This window comes from Chryseobacterium sp. BLS98 (genome assembly GCF_001045445.1).
In the GTDB taxonomy this organism is placed as follows: domain Bacteria; phylum Bacteroidota; class Bacteroidia; order Flavobacteriales; family Weeksellaceae; genus Chryseobacterium.
In genome coordinates this window covers 216,097-231,663 of record NZ_LFNF01000002.1, presented here as the reverse complement: position 1 = coordinate 231,663, position 15,567 = coordinate 216,097, and the positions used below count along the sequence as shown (strand labels likewise).

19 protein-coding genes are annotated in these 15,567 nt (G+C 35.6%); 16 read left to right on the top strand and 3 right to left on the bottom strand.

What is annotated here, in order from left to right:
* Nucleotide 1: 1 nt before the first annotated feature.
* From ACM40_RS06005 to ACM40_RS05980, 6 genes are all read left to right on the top strand, one after another.
* Nucleotides 2–838, top strand: coding sequence for a phytoene/squalene synthase family protein (locus ACM40_RS06005; RefSeq protein WP_048501930.1), 837 nt, complete (start codon nucleotides 2–4; stop codon nucleotides 836–838).
* Between the two features lie 153 nt (nucleotides 839–991).
* A complete protein-coding gene (locus ACM40_RS06000) occupies nucleotides 992–1,354 on the top strand; it encodes an SRPBCC family protein (protein ID WP_316932868.1) in 363 nt (120 codons plus the stop codon).
* Nucleotide 1,355: 1 nt separating this feature from the next.
* Nucleotides 1,356–1,808, top strand: a complete 453-nt coding sequence (locus ACM40_RS05995; protein ID WP_048502845.1) for a sterol desaturase family protein — start codon at nucleotides 1,356–1,358, stop codon at nucleotides 1,806–1,808.
* Nucleotides 1,805–2,494, top strand: a complete 690-nt coding sequence (locus ACM40_RS05990) for a lycopene cyclase domain-containing protein (protein WP_048501928.1) — start codon at nucleotides 1,805–1,807, stop codon at nucleotides 2,492–2,494. The genes ACM40_RS05995 and ACM40_RS05990 overlap by 4 nt, the downstream gene beginning before the upstream one ends.
* Nucleotides 2,495–2,537: 43 nt before the next feature.
* On the top strand, nucleotides 2,538–3,818 hold the full coding sequence (locus tag ACM40_RS05985; RefSeq protein ID WP_048501927.1) for a cryptochrome/photolyase family protein: 1,281 nt from the start codon (nucleotides 2,538–2,540) through the stop codon (nucleotides 3,816–3,818).
* Nucleotides 3,819–3,881: 63 nt separating this feature from the next.
* A complete protein-coding gene (locus ACM40_RS05980; RefSeq protein ID WP_048501926.1) occupies nucleotides 3,882–4,553 on the top strand; it encodes a MarR family winged helix-turn-helix transcriptional regulator in 672 nt (223 codons plus the stop codon).
* A 65-nt stretch (nucleotides 4,554–4,618) separates the two neighbouring features.
* On the opposite strand, the gene ACM40_RS05975 is transcribed toward ACM40_RS05980, so the two are convergent.
* The gene (locus tag ACM40_RS05975; protein ID WP_053077100.1) at nucleotides 4,619–6,130 is read right to left on the bottom strand and encodes a serine hydrolase domain-containing protein; all 1,512 of its coding nucleotides are present in this window, start codon (nucleotides 6,128–6,130) and stop codon (nucleotides 4,619–4,621) included.
* 233 nt (nucleotides 6,131–6,363) lie between these two features.
* Here ACM40_RS05975 and ACM40_RS05970 point away from each other — a divergent pair, with 233 nt between their 5' ends.
* A complete protein-coding gene (locus ACM40_RS05970) occupies nucleotides 6,364–6,981 on the top strand; it encodes a hypothetical protein (RefSeq protein WP_048501925.1) in 618 nt (205 codons plus the stop codon).
* A gap of 150 nt (nucleotides 6,982–7,131) precedes the next feature.
* On the opposite strand, the gene ACM40_RS20360 is transcribed toward ACM40_RS05970, so the two are convergent.
* A complete protein-coding gene (locus tag ACM40_RS20360; protein WP_117614858.1) occupies nucleotides 7,132–7,272 on the bottom strand; it encodes a bacteriocin-like protein in 141 nt (46 codons plus the stop codon).
* A 273-nt stretch (nucleotides 7,273–7,545) separates the two neighbouring features.
* On the opposite strand from ACM40_RS20360, the gene ACM40_RS05965 reads away from it, so the two are divergent.
* The 5 genes from ACM40_RS05965 (at nucleotide 7,546) to ACM40_RS05945 (ending at nucleotide 12,403) form a co-directional block, all read left to right on the top strand.
* A complete protein-coding gene (locus ACM40_RS05965) occupies nucleotides 7,546–8,352 on the top strand; it encodes a class I SAM-dependent methyltransferase (protein WP_048501924.1) in 807 nt (268 codons plus the stop codon).
* Between the two features lie 35 nt (nucleotides 8,353–8,387).
* Nucleotides 8,388–9,608 carry a serine hydrolase domain-containing protein gene (locus ACM40_RS05960; RefSeq protein ID WP_228376149.1) on the top strand — a complete coding sequence of 407 codons (1,221 nt, stop codon included), beginning with the start codon at nucleotides 8,388–8,390 and terminating at the stop codon, nucleotides 9,606–9,608.
* Nucleotides 9,609–9,984: 376 nt separating this feature from the next.
* Nucleotides 9,985–11,037 (top strand): alpha/beta fold hydrolase, encoded by a 1,053-nt coding sequence (locus ACM40_RS05955; protein WP_048501923.1) that lies wholly within the window; start codon nucleotides 9,985–9,987, stop codon nucleotides 11,035–11,037.
* Between the two features lie 171 nt (nucleotides 11,038–11,208).
* Nucleotides 11,209–11,625: an organic hydroperoxide resistance protein gene (locus tag ACM40_RS05950; protein ID WP_048501922.1), complete on the top strand. Its 417-nt coding sequence runs from the start codon at nucleotides 11,209–11,211 to the stop codon at nucleotides 11,623–11,625.
* Nucleotides 11,626–11,632: 7 nt separating this feature from the next.
* Nucleotides 11,633–12,403 (top strand): alpha/beta hydrolase, encoded by a 771-nt coding sequence (locus ACM40_RS05945; RefSeq protein WP_048501921.1) that lies wholly within the window; start codon nucleotides 11,633–11,635, stop codon nucleotides 12,401–12,403.
* Between the two features lie 18 nt (nucleotides 12,404–12,421).
* Here the strand turns inward: ACM40_RS05945 and ACM40_RS05940 are convergent, their stop codons facing one another.
* On the bottom strand, nucleotides 12,422–12,694 hold the full coding sequence (locus tag ACM40_RS05940; protein ID WP_053077099.1) for a helix-turn-helix transcriptional regulator: 273 nt from the start codon (nucleotides 12,692–12,694) through the stop codon (nucleotides 12,422–12,424).
* 243 nt (nucleotides 12,695–12,937) lie between these two features.
* On the opposite strand from ACM40_RS05940, the gene ACM40_RS20515 reads away from it, so the two are divergent.
* From ACM40_RS20515 to gwsS, 4 genes are all read left to right on the top strand, one after another.
* Nucleotides 12,938–13,114, top strand: a complete 177-nt coding sequence (locus ACM40_RS20515) for a hypothetical protein (protein WP_165579281.1) — start codon at nucleotides 12,938–12,940, stop codon at nucleotides 13,112–13,114.
* A gap of 58 nt (nucleotides 13,115–13,172) precedes the next feature.
* On the top strand, nucleotides 13,173–14,165 hold the full coding sequence (gwsG, locus tag ACM40_RS05935) for a grasp-with-spasm system ATP-grasp peptide maturase (protein WP_048501920.1): 993 nt from the start codon (nucleotides 13,173–13,175) through the stop codon (nucleotides 14,163–14,165).
* Nucleotides 14,134–14,322: a hypothetical protein gene (locus ACM40_RS05930; protein ID WP_048501919.1), complete on the top strand. Its 189-nt coding sequence runs from the start codon at nucleotides 14,134–14,136 to the stop codon at nucleotides 14,320–14,322. The genes gwsG and ACM40_RS05930 overlap by 32 nt, the downstream gene beginning before the upstream one ends.
* 114 nt (nucleotides 14,323–14,436) lie before the next feature.
* Nucleotides 14,437–15,537 (top strand): grasp-with-spasm system SPASM domain peptide maturase, encoded by a 1,101-nt coding sequence (gene gwsS, locus ACM40_RS05925; protein ID WP_048501918.1) that lies wholly within the window; start codon nucleotides 14,437–14,439, stop codon nucleotides 15,535–15,537.
* Nucleotides 15,538–15,567 lie beyond the last annotated feature (30 nt).

Sequence of the window (15,567 nt, the reverse complement as noted above, 5' to 3'; positions counted from 1 at the left end):
TATGAAAAAATTGTTTGATGAATTGTCTTACGAAGTCAGTAAGTCCGCTACGCAAAAATACAGCACCAGTTTTTCATTGGGAATACTGGCATTGAAGCCTTCCATCAGACCTGCTGTGTATGCTGTTTATGGTTATGTGCGCCTTGCAGATGAAATTGTAGATAGTTTTCATGGTTACGATAAAGAGAAACTTTTAAAGAGGTTGAAGGCTGAAACCTATGATGCGCTGGAAGACGGCATATCACTCAATCCCATTTTGCATTCATTTCAGGAAACCGTTCGCCAGTACGATATTGATATCAGGTTGATCGATCAGTTTTTGCACAGCATGGAAATGGATCTTCATAAAATTGACTATAACTCAGAATTGTATCATGAGTATATCTACGGATCTGCGGAAGTAGTAGGCCTGATGTGCCTGCAGATCTTTACAGAAGGTAATAAAGAGCAGTACGAAAAGCTTAAACCATTTGCTATGAAGCTTGGGTCTGCTTTTCAGAAAGTTAATTTTTTGCGGGACCTGAAAGATGATTATCAGATTTTGGGCAGGACCTATTTTCCGTCCCTGAATATGTCCATCTTTGATAATAAAGTAAAGGCCCAGATTGAAAAAGAAATTGAAGAAGAATTTAACGAAGCATTGCAGGGAATTAAAAAACTGCCCGGATCCGCCATTTTTGGAGTATACCTGGCCTACAGATATTACCTTTCTCTTTTTGAAAAAATAAAGAAAACAAGTTCTCAGCATATTTTACAGCAGAGGATAAGGATCGCCAATTCGCAGAAGCTTATGGTTGCATTCAAAAGCTATATACGGTACAAATCGGCTTATTTCTAACAGCTGAATTCCGGTCTTTCGAAGGTTTATGAATCAATAAAAAAATAAATGATGTACAGATTACACAGAGAACAGCAGCTGAATTGTACTATAGAAACGGCATGGAAGTTTTTTTCATCCCCACATAATTTATCGGAAATAACTCCTGAGAGTATGAAATTCATAGTTCTTTCAGATGTTCAGGACAAGCCTGTTTTTAAAGGAATGGAAATAGACTACAAAGTTTCTCCTTTACTGGGAATTCCGATGAAATGGAAAACCGTTATCAGCCAGGTTGAGGATTATAAAAGTTTTACAGACTTTCAGAAAAAAGGCCCGTATAAGCACTGGAACCATTTTCATGAATTTATTCCGAATGAGAATGGAGTATTGATGAAAGATACGGTAGATTATGAACTTCCAATGGGGATTTTAGGTAAAATTGCCCATCAGCTATTCGTAAAAGAAAAGCTTAAAAGTATTTTCGATTTCAGATACAGGGTTTTGAATGATCTTTTTAACCAAAAGCATAATTAAAATGAATTTTCTGATTGTTTTAGGGGTATTTATTTCCATGGAAGGAGCTACATGGTTGATCCACCGGTATATTATGCATGGCTTTTTGTGGAATTTGCACCGGGATCACCATGATCATAGCCATGACGGGAAGCTTGAAAGAAATGATATGTTCTTTTTCATTTTTGCAAGTCCGGCTATTGCCTTATTGTACCTTGGTGTAAAGCAGGAATTCAGCTATTGGTTTTTTATCGGTCTCGGAATAAGTCTTTACGGAATGGCTTATTTCTTTGTACATGATATTTTTATTCATCAGCGGGTAAAGGTTTTTAGCAAAACAAACAATCCTTATTTCCTTGCCATCAGACGTGCCCATAAACAGCATCATAAACATCTCGGGAAAGAAGAGGGAGAATGTTTCGGTTTTCTGTGGGTTCCTGTTAAATATTTTAAAATGTATTTTAATAAAAAATGATGCCTTATACTTACATACTGATCAACTTTTTTACAGTCATTATCTGCTTTTTAGCTTCTTTTGACAAGAGAATACAGTTTAACAGGCTTTTCGGAAAGTTTCTGCTGTCGTCTACCATTGTGGCAATTCCTTTTATTATCTGGGACGTATGGTTCACTGCAAAAGGGGTGTGGTGGTTTGATCTTAGTTATACGTTAGGATTCAAAATAGCTGGACTTCCCATTGAAGAATGGCTGTTTTTTTACTGTATTCCTTTTGCATGTGTTTTTACTTACTATTGCATAGAGAAATTTTTTGATTTAGGATTGGCCAATGCCTTTAATAATATTATTGTATTTACGGCTGTTATTGTTCTCAGTGTTGTAGGACTTCTTAATTATGACAGAATATATACTTTGCTTACTGTGATCATAACCATACTCACGCTTGGCTACCTGCATTTTATGGCTAAAAAAGAATGGATAGGAAAGGCCAGCTTTGTATATCTTATTTTGATGCCCGGTTTTTTCGCAGTGAACGGAATCCTGACGGGATCTTTAATTCCTTCGCCTGTTGTTAACTATAATCCTGATGATTTTTTAGGCGTCAGAATGGGCACCATTCCTGTTGAAGATGTCGTTTACGGTTACAGCCAGTTTTTACTCAATATTTATTTCTTTAAAAAAATAACTAAGAATGAAAAATAGAGCAATTTTTACTTTGCCAATAAACTTTTTAAAAGGATGAACGATGGATAAAGTGAATATTTTTTGGTTCAGAAGAGATCTCAGGCTGGAAGATAACGCCGGTCTTTATCATGCGCTTCAGTCAGGATTAAAGGTTATTCCGGTTTTTATTTTTGATACCGACATACTTACCAGGCTTCAGAATAAAAAGGACAAAAGGGTAGACTATATTCACCAGGCTTTACAACATATCCATAAAGAGCTGAAAAAGCATAACAGCGGACTTTATATTTATGATGGTTCTCCAATGGAAGCTTTTAAAAAAATAATTCAGGATTTTAAGGTAGATAGCGTTTTTTGCAACAGGGATTATGAGCCGCAAGCCATAAAGCGGGACCGTCAGACAGCTGATTTCCTGCTTAAACATCATATTCAGCTGAAAGATTTTAAAGACCAGGCCATATTTGAAAAAAATGATATTCTGAAAAGCGACCTTTCCCCATATACTGTTTTTACCCCATACTCAAAAAAATGGAAGGAAAATCTGAAAAATATAGAAACGTTTACTATAGAGCGGACCCATTTTGCAAATTATAACGGGCCTTCAGAGATCATTTCGCTGAAAGAAATCGGATTCGAGAAAACGGATTTTGAGTTTACAAAACCCGAACTAAGCAGAGATATAATAGATTCTTACGGAAAGTACCGGGATTTCCCTGCGATGGATCATACCACCCATCTTGGGACTGCACTTCGTTTCGGAACCATTTCGATCCGGAAATGTGTACAATATGCTATTAAACATAATGAAGTCTGGCTTAATGAACTTATATGGCGGGAGTTTTTTATGCAGATTCTGTATCATTTTCCAGATGTTGTTCATCAGTGTTTTAAAAAGAAATATGAGAATATTGCCTGGAGAAATAACGAAAAAGAGTTTAAGGCCTGGTGCGATGGAAGAACGGGATATCCTATTGTAGATGCAGGAATGAGGCAGCTCAACGAAACCGGATTCATGCACAACAGGGTAAGAATGATTACAGCAAGCTTCCTGACGAAACACCTGCTTATTGACTGGCGATGGGGAGAAGCCTATTTTGCTGAAAAATTGCTGGACTATGACCTGTCAGCCAATAACGGAAACTGGCAGTGGGCTGCAGGCTGTGGGTGTGATGCTGCACCGTATTTCAGGATCTTCAATCCTTACGAACAGGCGAGAAAATTTGATAAAGATTCTCAGTATATCAGAAAATGGCTTCCTGAAGATGATGTTGAGCCCATTGTAGAGCATGCAAAAGCCAGAGAGAGAGCATTAAAGGCTTATAAGGAAGCGCTGGCAGAATAAGAGACAATATATTTTGCTTAATTCTTTCAGGAATTAGGTATTTTTGTAATCTATTTAACGGATATGAACTATACACTTATTAAAGATTTTATAGACCTAATGCAGGAGTTTGAAACCGAAATCCAGGCTCGTCCTGATTTGTATCCGGGAAATATTCAGGGCTTTAAAGCATGGATTGCCGATAAGGAAAATGCTGATCAGAAAGAACGTCCCGAAGAACCTTATTGGGAAGGGAAGGAGAATGGAAGAACCCCGGAAAGTGCTATAAGTACACTGCTTGTTCATCTTAACCGATATGCCAAAACTTACTCCAAGTCTGCAATCTCAAATTCTGAATTCTCTACTCAGGAAGACTTTATTTATCTGATCAATCTGAAGGCTTTTGGTGAAATGACCAAAATGGCTCTGATTAAGAAAAATATCCATGATAAACCCGTGGGTATGCTGATTATTGCCAGATTGTTAGGTCAGGGACTTATTGAACAGACTGACTCTGATCTGGATAAACGAAGTAAATTAATCCGTATTACCGAAAGAGGATTAATGATCCTGGAAAATCAAATGGAAAAGATCCGTCAGGCGACCAATATCGTTGCCGGAAATCTTAACTATCGTGAGAAAATGGAGCTTATCCGTATTTTAAATAAGCTGGATAGTTTTCATTATCCTATTTTTTCACGAAATATCCATTCTGATCAGCTGATCAATATCATATATGATGAATATTCATTTTAAAGATTGAGAATGATACACTTCAATGTAATAATATTGGGTACATTGAAGTGTATTAATATCTGATACTATTTGCTGGTGGATGTAATTTGATTGATTTTCAAAATCATTTCCTTTGCATTGCTATTGGCTGGATCAAGTTCCAGTGATTTCTGATAATCGCTCTTTGACAGGGCATATTCTTTTTTATTAAAATAAGCTTCCCCACGACTGTCATAAACATTTCCAGACTTTGGAAACTGACTGACGTTTAGATCAAAAATCTTAAGTGCAGCATCTGATTGACCGTTTCTTAGGAACTCATAGCCCAATTCGTTCAGCTCATTTTCATTGGAGAAATTGTATTCGTCAGGCTTATTCTTTTTGAGATCTTTATACAAAGCAATTCCTTTATCAATGTTTTTTAAGCATTCTTTTCTGATGGTTAAGCCAATAGATTCTTTTTGAGGTTCGATGGGGTAGTTTTTCCAGTGGTTCAAACTGGCAATGCTTAAAAGAATTTCTTCGATTAATTTAAAATTATTTCCGTTAGTCATTACAGCCAGACCATTTCCGTCTTCAGCACTTCCAATATAGTAGCAAACAAAACCTTCATTTCCACCGCTGTGCCCGAAGTATTTTGTGCCTTTGAAATCATTCAGAAATACACCGTAATTATTTTCAATTCTCTTTACAGACATTTCTTTGGACAAAATTTTATTTGATTTTCCTGATAAAGACAATTGTGTTTCGATGATATATTTTGCAAGATCACTTGGGTTGGTCCATAAACCGGCTGCCGCTTTTTCAGGATAGACGTGATATTTGCCCTGTACTTCTTTTCCATTGTTATAAGCTGTTGCCAATAATTTTTCTTTCCCTTGGGAAGGCGGCTGGTTATAGGAGCTTTCATTCATCCCTAAAGGCAAAAGAATGTTATTCAACATATACTCTTCGTATCTTTCTCCTATTGTATTTTCAAGGATTAATTGTGAAATGGTAGTTCCCCCTCCTGAATACTGAAATTTAAGATTAGGTTCAAAAACAGACCGTACTGCCGGAGAGTTGGCAGGCTTTTGCCCATTGAGAACCTGTATGATTGTAGGCAACTCTTTTCCCTTTTGATACCCTCCGAAACCATGAACAGACAACCCTGCTTTATGACTTAAAAGATTCGCAATGGAGATTTTTTTTCCTTTTGAAACCGAATCGTATGGGAATTTCCAGCTTTTTAAATAATTATTGATGTCGTCATCCAAACCTAATTTTCCCTGTTCAACCAACTTCAAAAGACCAAGACTATTGATAGATTTGCTGATAGATGCAGCCTGAAACAATGTTTGGGTGGTTGCCGGTCTGTTTTCAGCAACATCTGCATAGCCGTATGCTTTTGTCCATTCTACTTTATAGTCTTTAATAACTGCAATGCTTACCGCATTCATATTGTAGAAAGCCATTCTCTCTTTTAAGGTCCATTTCTTAGTTTTCGATTGATCCCAGCTCAGCAGATTATCTTCAAATGATTTTATTTTATCCTTTACATTTTGTGAAAAGACATTCAACGATAATGACATGAGCAGGATGAGATGTATTTTTTTCATTTTTATTTCTGGTTATCTGTTTCAGTATAAAGACGATTTACAAGTAAGTTTTATTACATCAGCGATTGATTTTTTTAGTTTCTGTTCTCCTGTTTGTTGTTTTTCAGAGTTTCGTCCACGAGTATGTCAAACAGATTAAAGCATGTTATCAGTTTGACATTCAATCTGTTTGTTCCGTAAATGACATTTAAAAATTGTCTACCTTTATTTTAGGTTAATTAAAAAATACACTTATGAAAAACTTGACTAAAAACTATCTGTTGCTTTTACTGACCTTTTTTATTTTAGGTAAAGTGGATGCACAAAACAGCCGTACAAGCACCAATGATACTGTTAAATTAAAATCTTCTGTTCCGTTTGATTCAAACGCGGCCAAGCTTTCATTGGATGAAGGGAATAGTACAATCAAAGGCAGAATAAGTTTAACACTTCCGCCTGCAGATGGGGCAAAAACATTTTATGGCAGCAACCTGAAAGTATATCTAATGCCGGTTACCCCATACCTGCTGGATTTCCTGGAGCTCAGGAAGCAGGAAGATCCTAAAAGGCTAAAATTTGCCTATCTGAGTCCGCAGGCATGGAAATACAGGCTGGAAGCAATGTCCAATGGCGCAGGGGAATTTGCTTTTTACCATATGAAACCCGGAAAGTACTATCTGGAAGTTTATTTTCCATGGCAATATTCGGGTTATGATAACCAATATGTAGGTTCGGAGGGGAATACAGATTATTATGAGAAGCAGTATTTTAAAAATAATTATGACCAGATGCTCAGTAAGATGGTAGAAATTAAAAAAGATGGCTCAACAGAGAAAGTAAAACTGCACAAATTTGTTGTAGGCCGCCGTTAAAAAAGCAAGCGAAAAGCAGGAATAACAAAAAGCGCAAATTTAGAAATTTGCGCTTTTTGTGTGACCTCAACGGGATGTTATTCAAACACCTTTTTTATTGATATTAAAAATATTTTAGAAATGTATGCTTGAAAAACAATTTTTAATTTTTTATGGTTCGAGCCCGGGTCCACCACATGACTTATATGGAACGCATGTTAATTTATCATTTACAAAACATAGCCTGGTACAATCTGCACCTCCAACAATTGTTTTTAATTCTGCTTTATTAAGCTTTTTTAAATTTTTCATATTAATATGTTTTATGTTCAGATCAAATCTCAAAAAGAATTATTAAATAACAGTTGAAGTTAACAAATTTTAACGTTCAGGAACTATATATTATTTTCATTACTATCCGGTAATCAAAATTTTTGTAATATGAAGATTTCCATACACTTGAAATTTTTATATTTACAGTATTAAAATTGTTTCTTAAATATTATCAGACGCATTCGACGTCATTATTGCCGGTCTTTTCCAGGACCGGTCAACAAAAACTTGTATTAACTTTAATGAAACAATATGAATCTTATAGATCCTTCAATCGATAGCTTTTACACTAAAAGGCAAGAAGAAAATAGACTTTCCATAGGCTTAGGTCCGCTAGAATTTGAACGCACTAAAATATTGATCAACCGTTACCTCAATCAATCGTCTCACATTGCAGATGTAGGCGGTGGCCCCGGCCATTATGCACAGTGGCTGGCGGGAATGGGGCATCACGTAACCTTAATTGACCCTGTAAAAAAACACATTGAACAGGCAAAAAGACGCTCAACGCGAGGTTTTCAGTTCACATGTCTACATGGGGAGGCCCGTAAATTACCTTTAGCAGACTTGAGCCAGGAGCTGGTCATTATTCATGGGCCTCTCTATCATTTACAACATCTGGACGAACGTTTGGCAGCACTTAAAGAAGCTAAAAGAATATTAAAAAAAGAGGGTATTCTTTTAGGGTTTGCCATAACTCATTCGGCATCTGCAATAGCGACTCTACAAAGTGGTCTTATCCATGATCAAGAGCTCTTTGCCATGTGCATTAGCGAACTACGGTCCGGTGATCACTTCCCTCCGGAAAATTATCCGTTAATGCTTCCGAAAGGTTTCTGTCATCGACCCTCTGACTTAATGGATGAGTTTAAAATGGCGGGATTTGAACAGCTTGATTTATTACCTGTGGAGGGAATCGCCTGGCTGGACAGTAATTTTTTTGAAAGCTGGGCAGAAATGAAAAAAAGAAATAAACTTCTGGAAATAATTAACTTAACGGAAAAAGATCGGGAGCTGCTGTGTTTCAGCCCCCATATTATGTTGGCAGCAAAAAAATAAAAACTAATAAGTATAAATCTTTAAAATTTATAAACATGAAAAAACTTAATTTACAAAAGCAATCCGTTTACGCTAAAGCGATTATAATACTAATGTGCGTAAAAAGCATAACAGTTTTAGGACAAACCGGTTTGATAAAACGCCTCGATGGGTCTTCATTATCCGTTTCACAAATTGACAGCACTGTTAAACACTTGATGACAGCTGCCAAAGTGGAAGGGCTGCAGCTTGCTGTAATAAACAATAACCGGGTAGCTTATCAAAAAGCCTATGGTTTCAAAGATAAAGAGAAGAACATCCCGTTGGATACAAGCACAGTGATGTACGGCGCTTCTTTTAGTAAGGCTGTTTTCGCCTATATAAATATGAAGTTGGCAGAAAAAGGTCTCATTGATCTTGATAAGCCCTTGGTTGACTACTTAAAAAAGCCACTGAGTCAGTATGGAAACTATGAGGAACTCGAAAAAGATGAACGTTGGAAGAAAATTACCCCGAGAATGTGCTTGAGCCATACTACAGGTTTACCGAATGTTTGGTGGATGAATGTTAAGACCGGAATACGGGATACAACCCTGGTGAACCGATTATATTTTGAGCCTGGAAGCCGCTATGCTTATTCCGGTGAAGGTTTTAAACTGCTACAGCGCATTGAGGAAGTATATCTGGGAAAAGATCTCGAAAAGATAGCACGTGAAGAGCTGTTTGTGCCAGCTAAAATGAACAGAACTAGCTATCTTTGGCAAACTGAATTTGAAGCAAACTCTGCCATTGGTTATGATGAAGATGGAATCGCTGGAGGCAAAGTCCGTTCGCGGAAGGCTGTGGGAGCTGGATCTATGCTTACTACCATAAGTGATTATTCTCGCTTTATTTCGTATGTCCTGCGTCGTGAAGGACTGAGTGATAAAACTTTTAAGGAAATGTTAAAGCCACAGATTCGTATTCGCTCACTATATGAATTTCCAACCATGCTCGACGAAACCACCCATCGTGATGATAAAATTAAACTGTCATATGGCTTAGGTTGGGGCGTTATCAATACCCCTTATGGAACCGCATTTTTTAAAGGCGGCCATGATGACTGCTGGCGTAATTACAGTATCAGTTTCCCTAAAAAAGGAATAGCTATCGTCATCATGTGTAACAGCGGAAATGGTGAGCGAATATTTAAGGAATTGCTGGAAAAATTGATCGGCGATACCTTTACACCGTGGGAATGGGATCGTTTTATTCCATATAATATACCTAACAAGTAAGTTTATATAACGGCATCTTTTTAAAGATGCCGTTTTTATTTTAATTAAATATAATGATAAATCGATTAATGGATTGATGGTTGTGTAAGATTTTCCGCCAACACTTAGGACTGAAGTATTTGTAATTGCTTCTAACTTCACATATAGCATGAATATAAATTGAGTGCATAGCATTTCATTTAAGGAAGATAACTGAATGTTAAATCCTTATGATTACCAATTCATACATATAAAGCTGAATCCTTTTCGAATGAATCACTGTCTGATTTAACCTCCAAAAATCAGTTTTCAAGGTTCAATATGACCTGTTCAGGCTATTTGATCTTCCCATCGTTTCTGTTTTTAAATAATTTTACCCTGACAAAAGATCAATATCATGAATACAACATTAAATTTTAGTAAAAGAGTGCTTGTCACTTTATTGCTGATTATTTTTACAGGAACAGGATTATCATCTTTAAAAGCACAGACCTATACCGCTGGGGAAAAAAGCCTGGAAAATGATGCTGTAAGATCAGCTTTCCAGAACACAAAAAAGATCAGGGCAGGGCTACTGGAGGTAGGTTATGCAGAAGTAGGGCCTGAAACAGGGAAACCGGTGATCCTTCTTCATGGATGGCCATATGATATCCACAGTTTTGAGGAACCCTCTGCTATACTTGCTGCAAAGGGGTATCGGGTTTTAATACCTTATTTAAGGGGTTACGGAACTACCACTTTTATATCTCCCGATACAAAACGCAACGGTCAGCAGAGCGCTGTAGCACTGGATATCATTTCTTTTATGGATGCTCTGAAAATAGATAAGGCAATTATTGGCGGTTTTGACTGGGGAGCGAGAACAGCGGATATTATTGCAGCATTATGGCCTGAGCGCTGCACTGCCCTGGTTGCTGTTAGCGGATATCTCATTGGAAGTCCAAAGGCAAACGAAAAACCTCTTCCCCCAAATGCTGAGTTTTTATGGTGGTATCAATATTATTTTTCAACTGAAAGAGGATATAAAGGTTATAAAGCCAACACAGCAGCATTCAATAAATTGATCTGGAAGACTGCGTCGCCAAAATGGGCTTTTGATGACGAGACCTACCAACGCTCTGCCGGAGCATTCAATAACCCTGACCATGTTGATATTGTAATCCATAACTACCGCTGGCGTCTGGGATTGGCCAAAGGGGAAAAGCAATACGATGTGCTTGAATCCAAACTGGCCCGGTCTCCGGAAATTACAGTCCCAACAGTTACATTGGAAGGCGATGCAAACGGAGCTGCATTTCCCGCCCCGGAAAGTTATGCATCTAAATACACAGGGAAATATGCCCATCACACGATAACAGGTGGAATAGGGCATAATTTACCGCAAGAAGCTCCAAAAGCATTTGCAGATGCCATTATTGAAGCAGATTCCATGTCTCAGATCAGAAAATAAATGACTCAAACTAACAGGTAATTTTCAAAATTCAGCCAATTAAAAATCAATACAAAGCAAAGAGTTTAAGAGAAAATGTACAATTCAAAGGGAAATCTATCCATTGTAATGCGTTCAGAATTAAGCCAACTTTGCCATATCAAATGATCAATAATAAAAAATAACAGAAAAATGAATAACATCGAAAACGTATTGTACACAGCTAAAACCCGCACGGTAGGCGGAAGAGAAGGAAGCTCAAAAAGCAGCGACGAAAAACTGGATATCCTGCTTTCCGCTCCGGGATCAAACGGAAAAGGAACTAATCCTGAACAGCTTTTTGCCGCGGGATGGTCAGCCTGTTATATCGGAGCATTGGGACTGGCAGCAAAAAAACTCGTTACAGTGCTGCCGAAAGAAACTTATGTAGATGCTGAGGTGGATTTAGGAACGTTGGGGGATGCCTATTTTTTACAGGCAAGGTTGTTTGTCGGTCTTCCGGGTGTCAATAAAGAGACAGCGGAACAGCTGGTAGCACTTGCCCATCAGACCTGTCCTTATTCAAAAGCAATTAAAGGTAACATTCATATTTCAACAACTATAATCTAATATAATCATGATCAAGAAAATTCAACTTTCAGTTTTAGTTTTACTGGCTGTATTTTTTGGCCTTAACAAAATGAGTGCACAGAAAAAGGAAACCAATGCAAAAATCAAAAATATAGTGCTTGTACATGGGGCATTTGTTGATGGTTCGGGATGGAAAAGCGTATATGATATTTTAACAAAACACGGTTATCACGTGACAGTGACACAGATTCCATTAACCTCCCTGAAAGATGATAATGCAACCGTCCGCAGGGCGTTAGATAAGCTTGATGGTCCGGCTGTTCTTGTTGGACACTCATGGGGCGGCACCGTCATTACCGAAGCCAGTTCGCATGCCAACGTTGCATCATTAGTTTATGTTACTGCCTTTCAACCGGACAAGGGCGAAACTACAGATACATGGTTTTCTTCTCAGCCCGGGCTTCCTGAAGCGGGTATTTTACCTCCTGACATTAATGGCTTTGTGTACTATGATCCGGATAAATTCCATGAGGGATTCGCTGCTGATCTTAGCCATGAGCAGGCTGAATTTATGGCGCATTCCCAAAAACCGATTCTGGGATCATCATTTACAGATGTGGTAACAACCGCAGATTGGCATACAAAACCTGCGTTCGGAATTGTACCAACGGCTGATAAAAGTATTAATCCGGTTATCTTAAGAAATATGTATAAAAGATCCGGTACAAAAATCACTGAAATTAAAGGGGCCAGCCATGCTGTATTTATTTCCCATCCACAGGAAGTAGCAGAGGTAATAATTGCTGCCAGCAAATAATAGAATGGCGCAAAAATTCTAAATATTGTTCTCCAGGCTTAGTGCTTTCAGTTGTAGTTTTAAGAGTTCTATTTTTTTTTGTAATACAAGATACTGGCTGGGATATTCTTCAAAAATTTCTTCTACAGAAACATCCAGCAGCCTGGCAATATCTTTCCATTCCTGGTCAGAAATTTTAATTTTTCCTGTTTCTCTTTTTTGATATTGAGTCTGGCTTATTTTAAGATAAGTTGCAATATCTGCCTGCGTAATTTTTCTTGATTTTCGTACAGCAATTAACTTTTTGTTCATGGTTTTGTGAAAAATATGGTGAAACTAAAGTATACAATATTTTTTTCAACACAAAATAAAGGGCTATAAAAAGCTATAATTTTTGCTTTTTTGTGTGAATTATGTTTGATACATTTGAAAAATATGACACCGAAAAGTGTCTTTTTGTATGTGTACAGTACAAAATATAAAACGCTGATCAGCATCAACCCATGTCAGGGTTTGTATGACGAAACCTATTATTAAATTTTTAAAATTATTTTTATGAAAAAGAAGTTAGAAAGCTTAAAGCTGAAAAAATTTAAAATGCAAAAAGTAAAAGGAGGAGGACCAGAAGGTCCGGTAACAGGTTTTGATCCTTATACTTATGGGCCTGACAGGACCTATAACGGAACATATTATGTTACTGACACTGTTCAAACAGATATAAATCCAGGATAAACTAAAATAGGCTATTTGTATTTTACTACAAATAGCCTAATTTTTAAGATTTGACATTATGATAATTATTTTTAGTAAAAATTACGGTGAGAATACAACAGATGATGTTTTAAACTGGTTGTATCATCATAAAAAAGACGATGAAGTAATAGTTAGAATAAATGGTGATGATTTACTAAATAAAGACTTTTATATTGACATTTCCAATTCCGAATTTAATTTTAATAATCAAAAAATAGATAATCAAATTGTAAATACTATTTGGTTCAGACGCACTTTTGATGAAGATTTTATAAATATTGAACCTAAAATTTTTGATGAATTTCATAATAATAAAACCCTGCAAAATCATTTGTTATCCGAATTAGGAACAATATACAGGTTTTTAGAATCGTTTTTAGACAATTCAGTTTGGATCAATAAATACAGTGAAAGCTTAAATAAACTGAAAACTCTTAAACTTGCTGAAAAGCATGGTCTAAATATCCCAGACACCTATATAACTAACAAAATAGAGATTATTAACCAATTAGCAACAGATAAAAATCTGATTACAAAGCCTATAAGTGATGCTGTAACGCTTTTTGATGATGATTCTCATTATATGATGTATACAAGCGAAGTAAGTGAAATTAAAAAAGATGGCCATATTTTTCCTACCAAACTTCAAAGTAAAATAGATAAAAAATTTGAACTTAGAATATTCTATATAGACGATGTTTTTTATTCTATGGCTATATTTTCTCAGAATGATCATAAAACCAAGGTCGATTTTAGAAATTATAATTTTAAAAAAAGTAACAGAAATGTGCCCTATAAACTACCAATACATATAGAATCAAGTTTAAAAAAATTAGTTAAAGAATTAAATCTGAAAACCTGCTCGATAGATATGCTGGTTTCAACAGATGAAGAATATTATTTTCTTGAAATAAATCCTGTAGGGCAGTTTGGAATGGTTTCCAAACCATGTAATTATCATTTAGAAGAACAAATGTCATTATATATATTAAAAAATTATGAAGAAAATAACAACAAAATTAAAAAATAAAAAACTTCCTCTTCCTTACTGGAATATACAAAAGGAATTATCAGATAAAAAAATGGGTGATATTCCGGCAATGATGTATTCTAATTCAGATTTGTATCAAACGAGAGGTTATGTTGTTGAAGGTTCCAGAATAGTTATATCTAAAATTATCAGTTAATCGTGAAACATAATATTATTTGTTTTATTTCTAACCTCTTGTGTGGAAATTAATTTTAGAAAAGAAATATTGGAATATGTTTCAAAATCAAACTCCCTTAGACGATAATATAAGATGACTTATTTTAATAGATTTGCTTGTTGCTTAGTAAATTATGGGCATACAAAAAGTATAATTTGTGATGTACAAAGAAATAATTATTACCTGATTCCAAATTCTTTATATACTTTACTTACTGAAGAATTTCCCAATTTTTCCATTGAAGAAATTTATGAAAGCTATGGAAAAGAAAATGAAAAATACTTAAAAGATTATTTAAATTTTTTATTGGCCAATGAAATAGGGTTTATGGATACCCAGATCATAGAAGAATTAATTCCTTTAAATTTAAATTATAAGGTTGCTGAACCAATTTCCAGTATAATAATTGATGTAAGCAAAGAATCTTTTTTTCTTGAAAATTCAGTTCAAATTGCAAAATTTATTGATACAAATAGAGTAAAACAATTACAAATCAGATGTTATGATGTCATTGATTTAAATATGTTTTTAAGATTTTTGAATAGTCTGTCTGATACAACTTTAAAAGGTATTGAAATAATCTTACCTTATAAAATGAAATCAGAAAATAGATTACTCAATAAAAACATTATTAATTCAAATGATAAAATTTTTAGATTGATTTATTTTGGATGTAACGAAAATAAACAAGATAAATATTTGAATAGAATGATAATTTATGTTGAAGATAAAATCATAAACAAAAAAAGCTGCGGATTGATTTCTTCAAAATATTTTAATTCTAATCTCGAAACGTATACTTTATCCCACAACCACAACTCCTGTCTCTACAAAAAAATTTCTATAGATTCTGATGGTAACATTAGAAACTGCCCTTCCATGCCTCAAAGTTTTGGAAATATTAAAGATATTACCCTGGAAGAAACATTATCCCATCCTGATTTCAAAAAATACTGGAACCTAACCAAAGATAGCATAGAAGTTTGCAAAGACTGTGAATTTCGCTATATCTGTACAGATTGCAGAGCTTATACAGAAAAAACTCATACTAATTTTGAAGGTTTAGATATTTCAAAACCTTTAAAATGTGGATATGATCCATACACAGGTGAATGGGAAGAATGGAGTACCAATCCACTTAAAGAAAAAGCAATCAATTATTACGGAATGCAGGATTTGGTAAAGGAAAAATAGTACACAATTGTGAACATAACAGGACTCAAA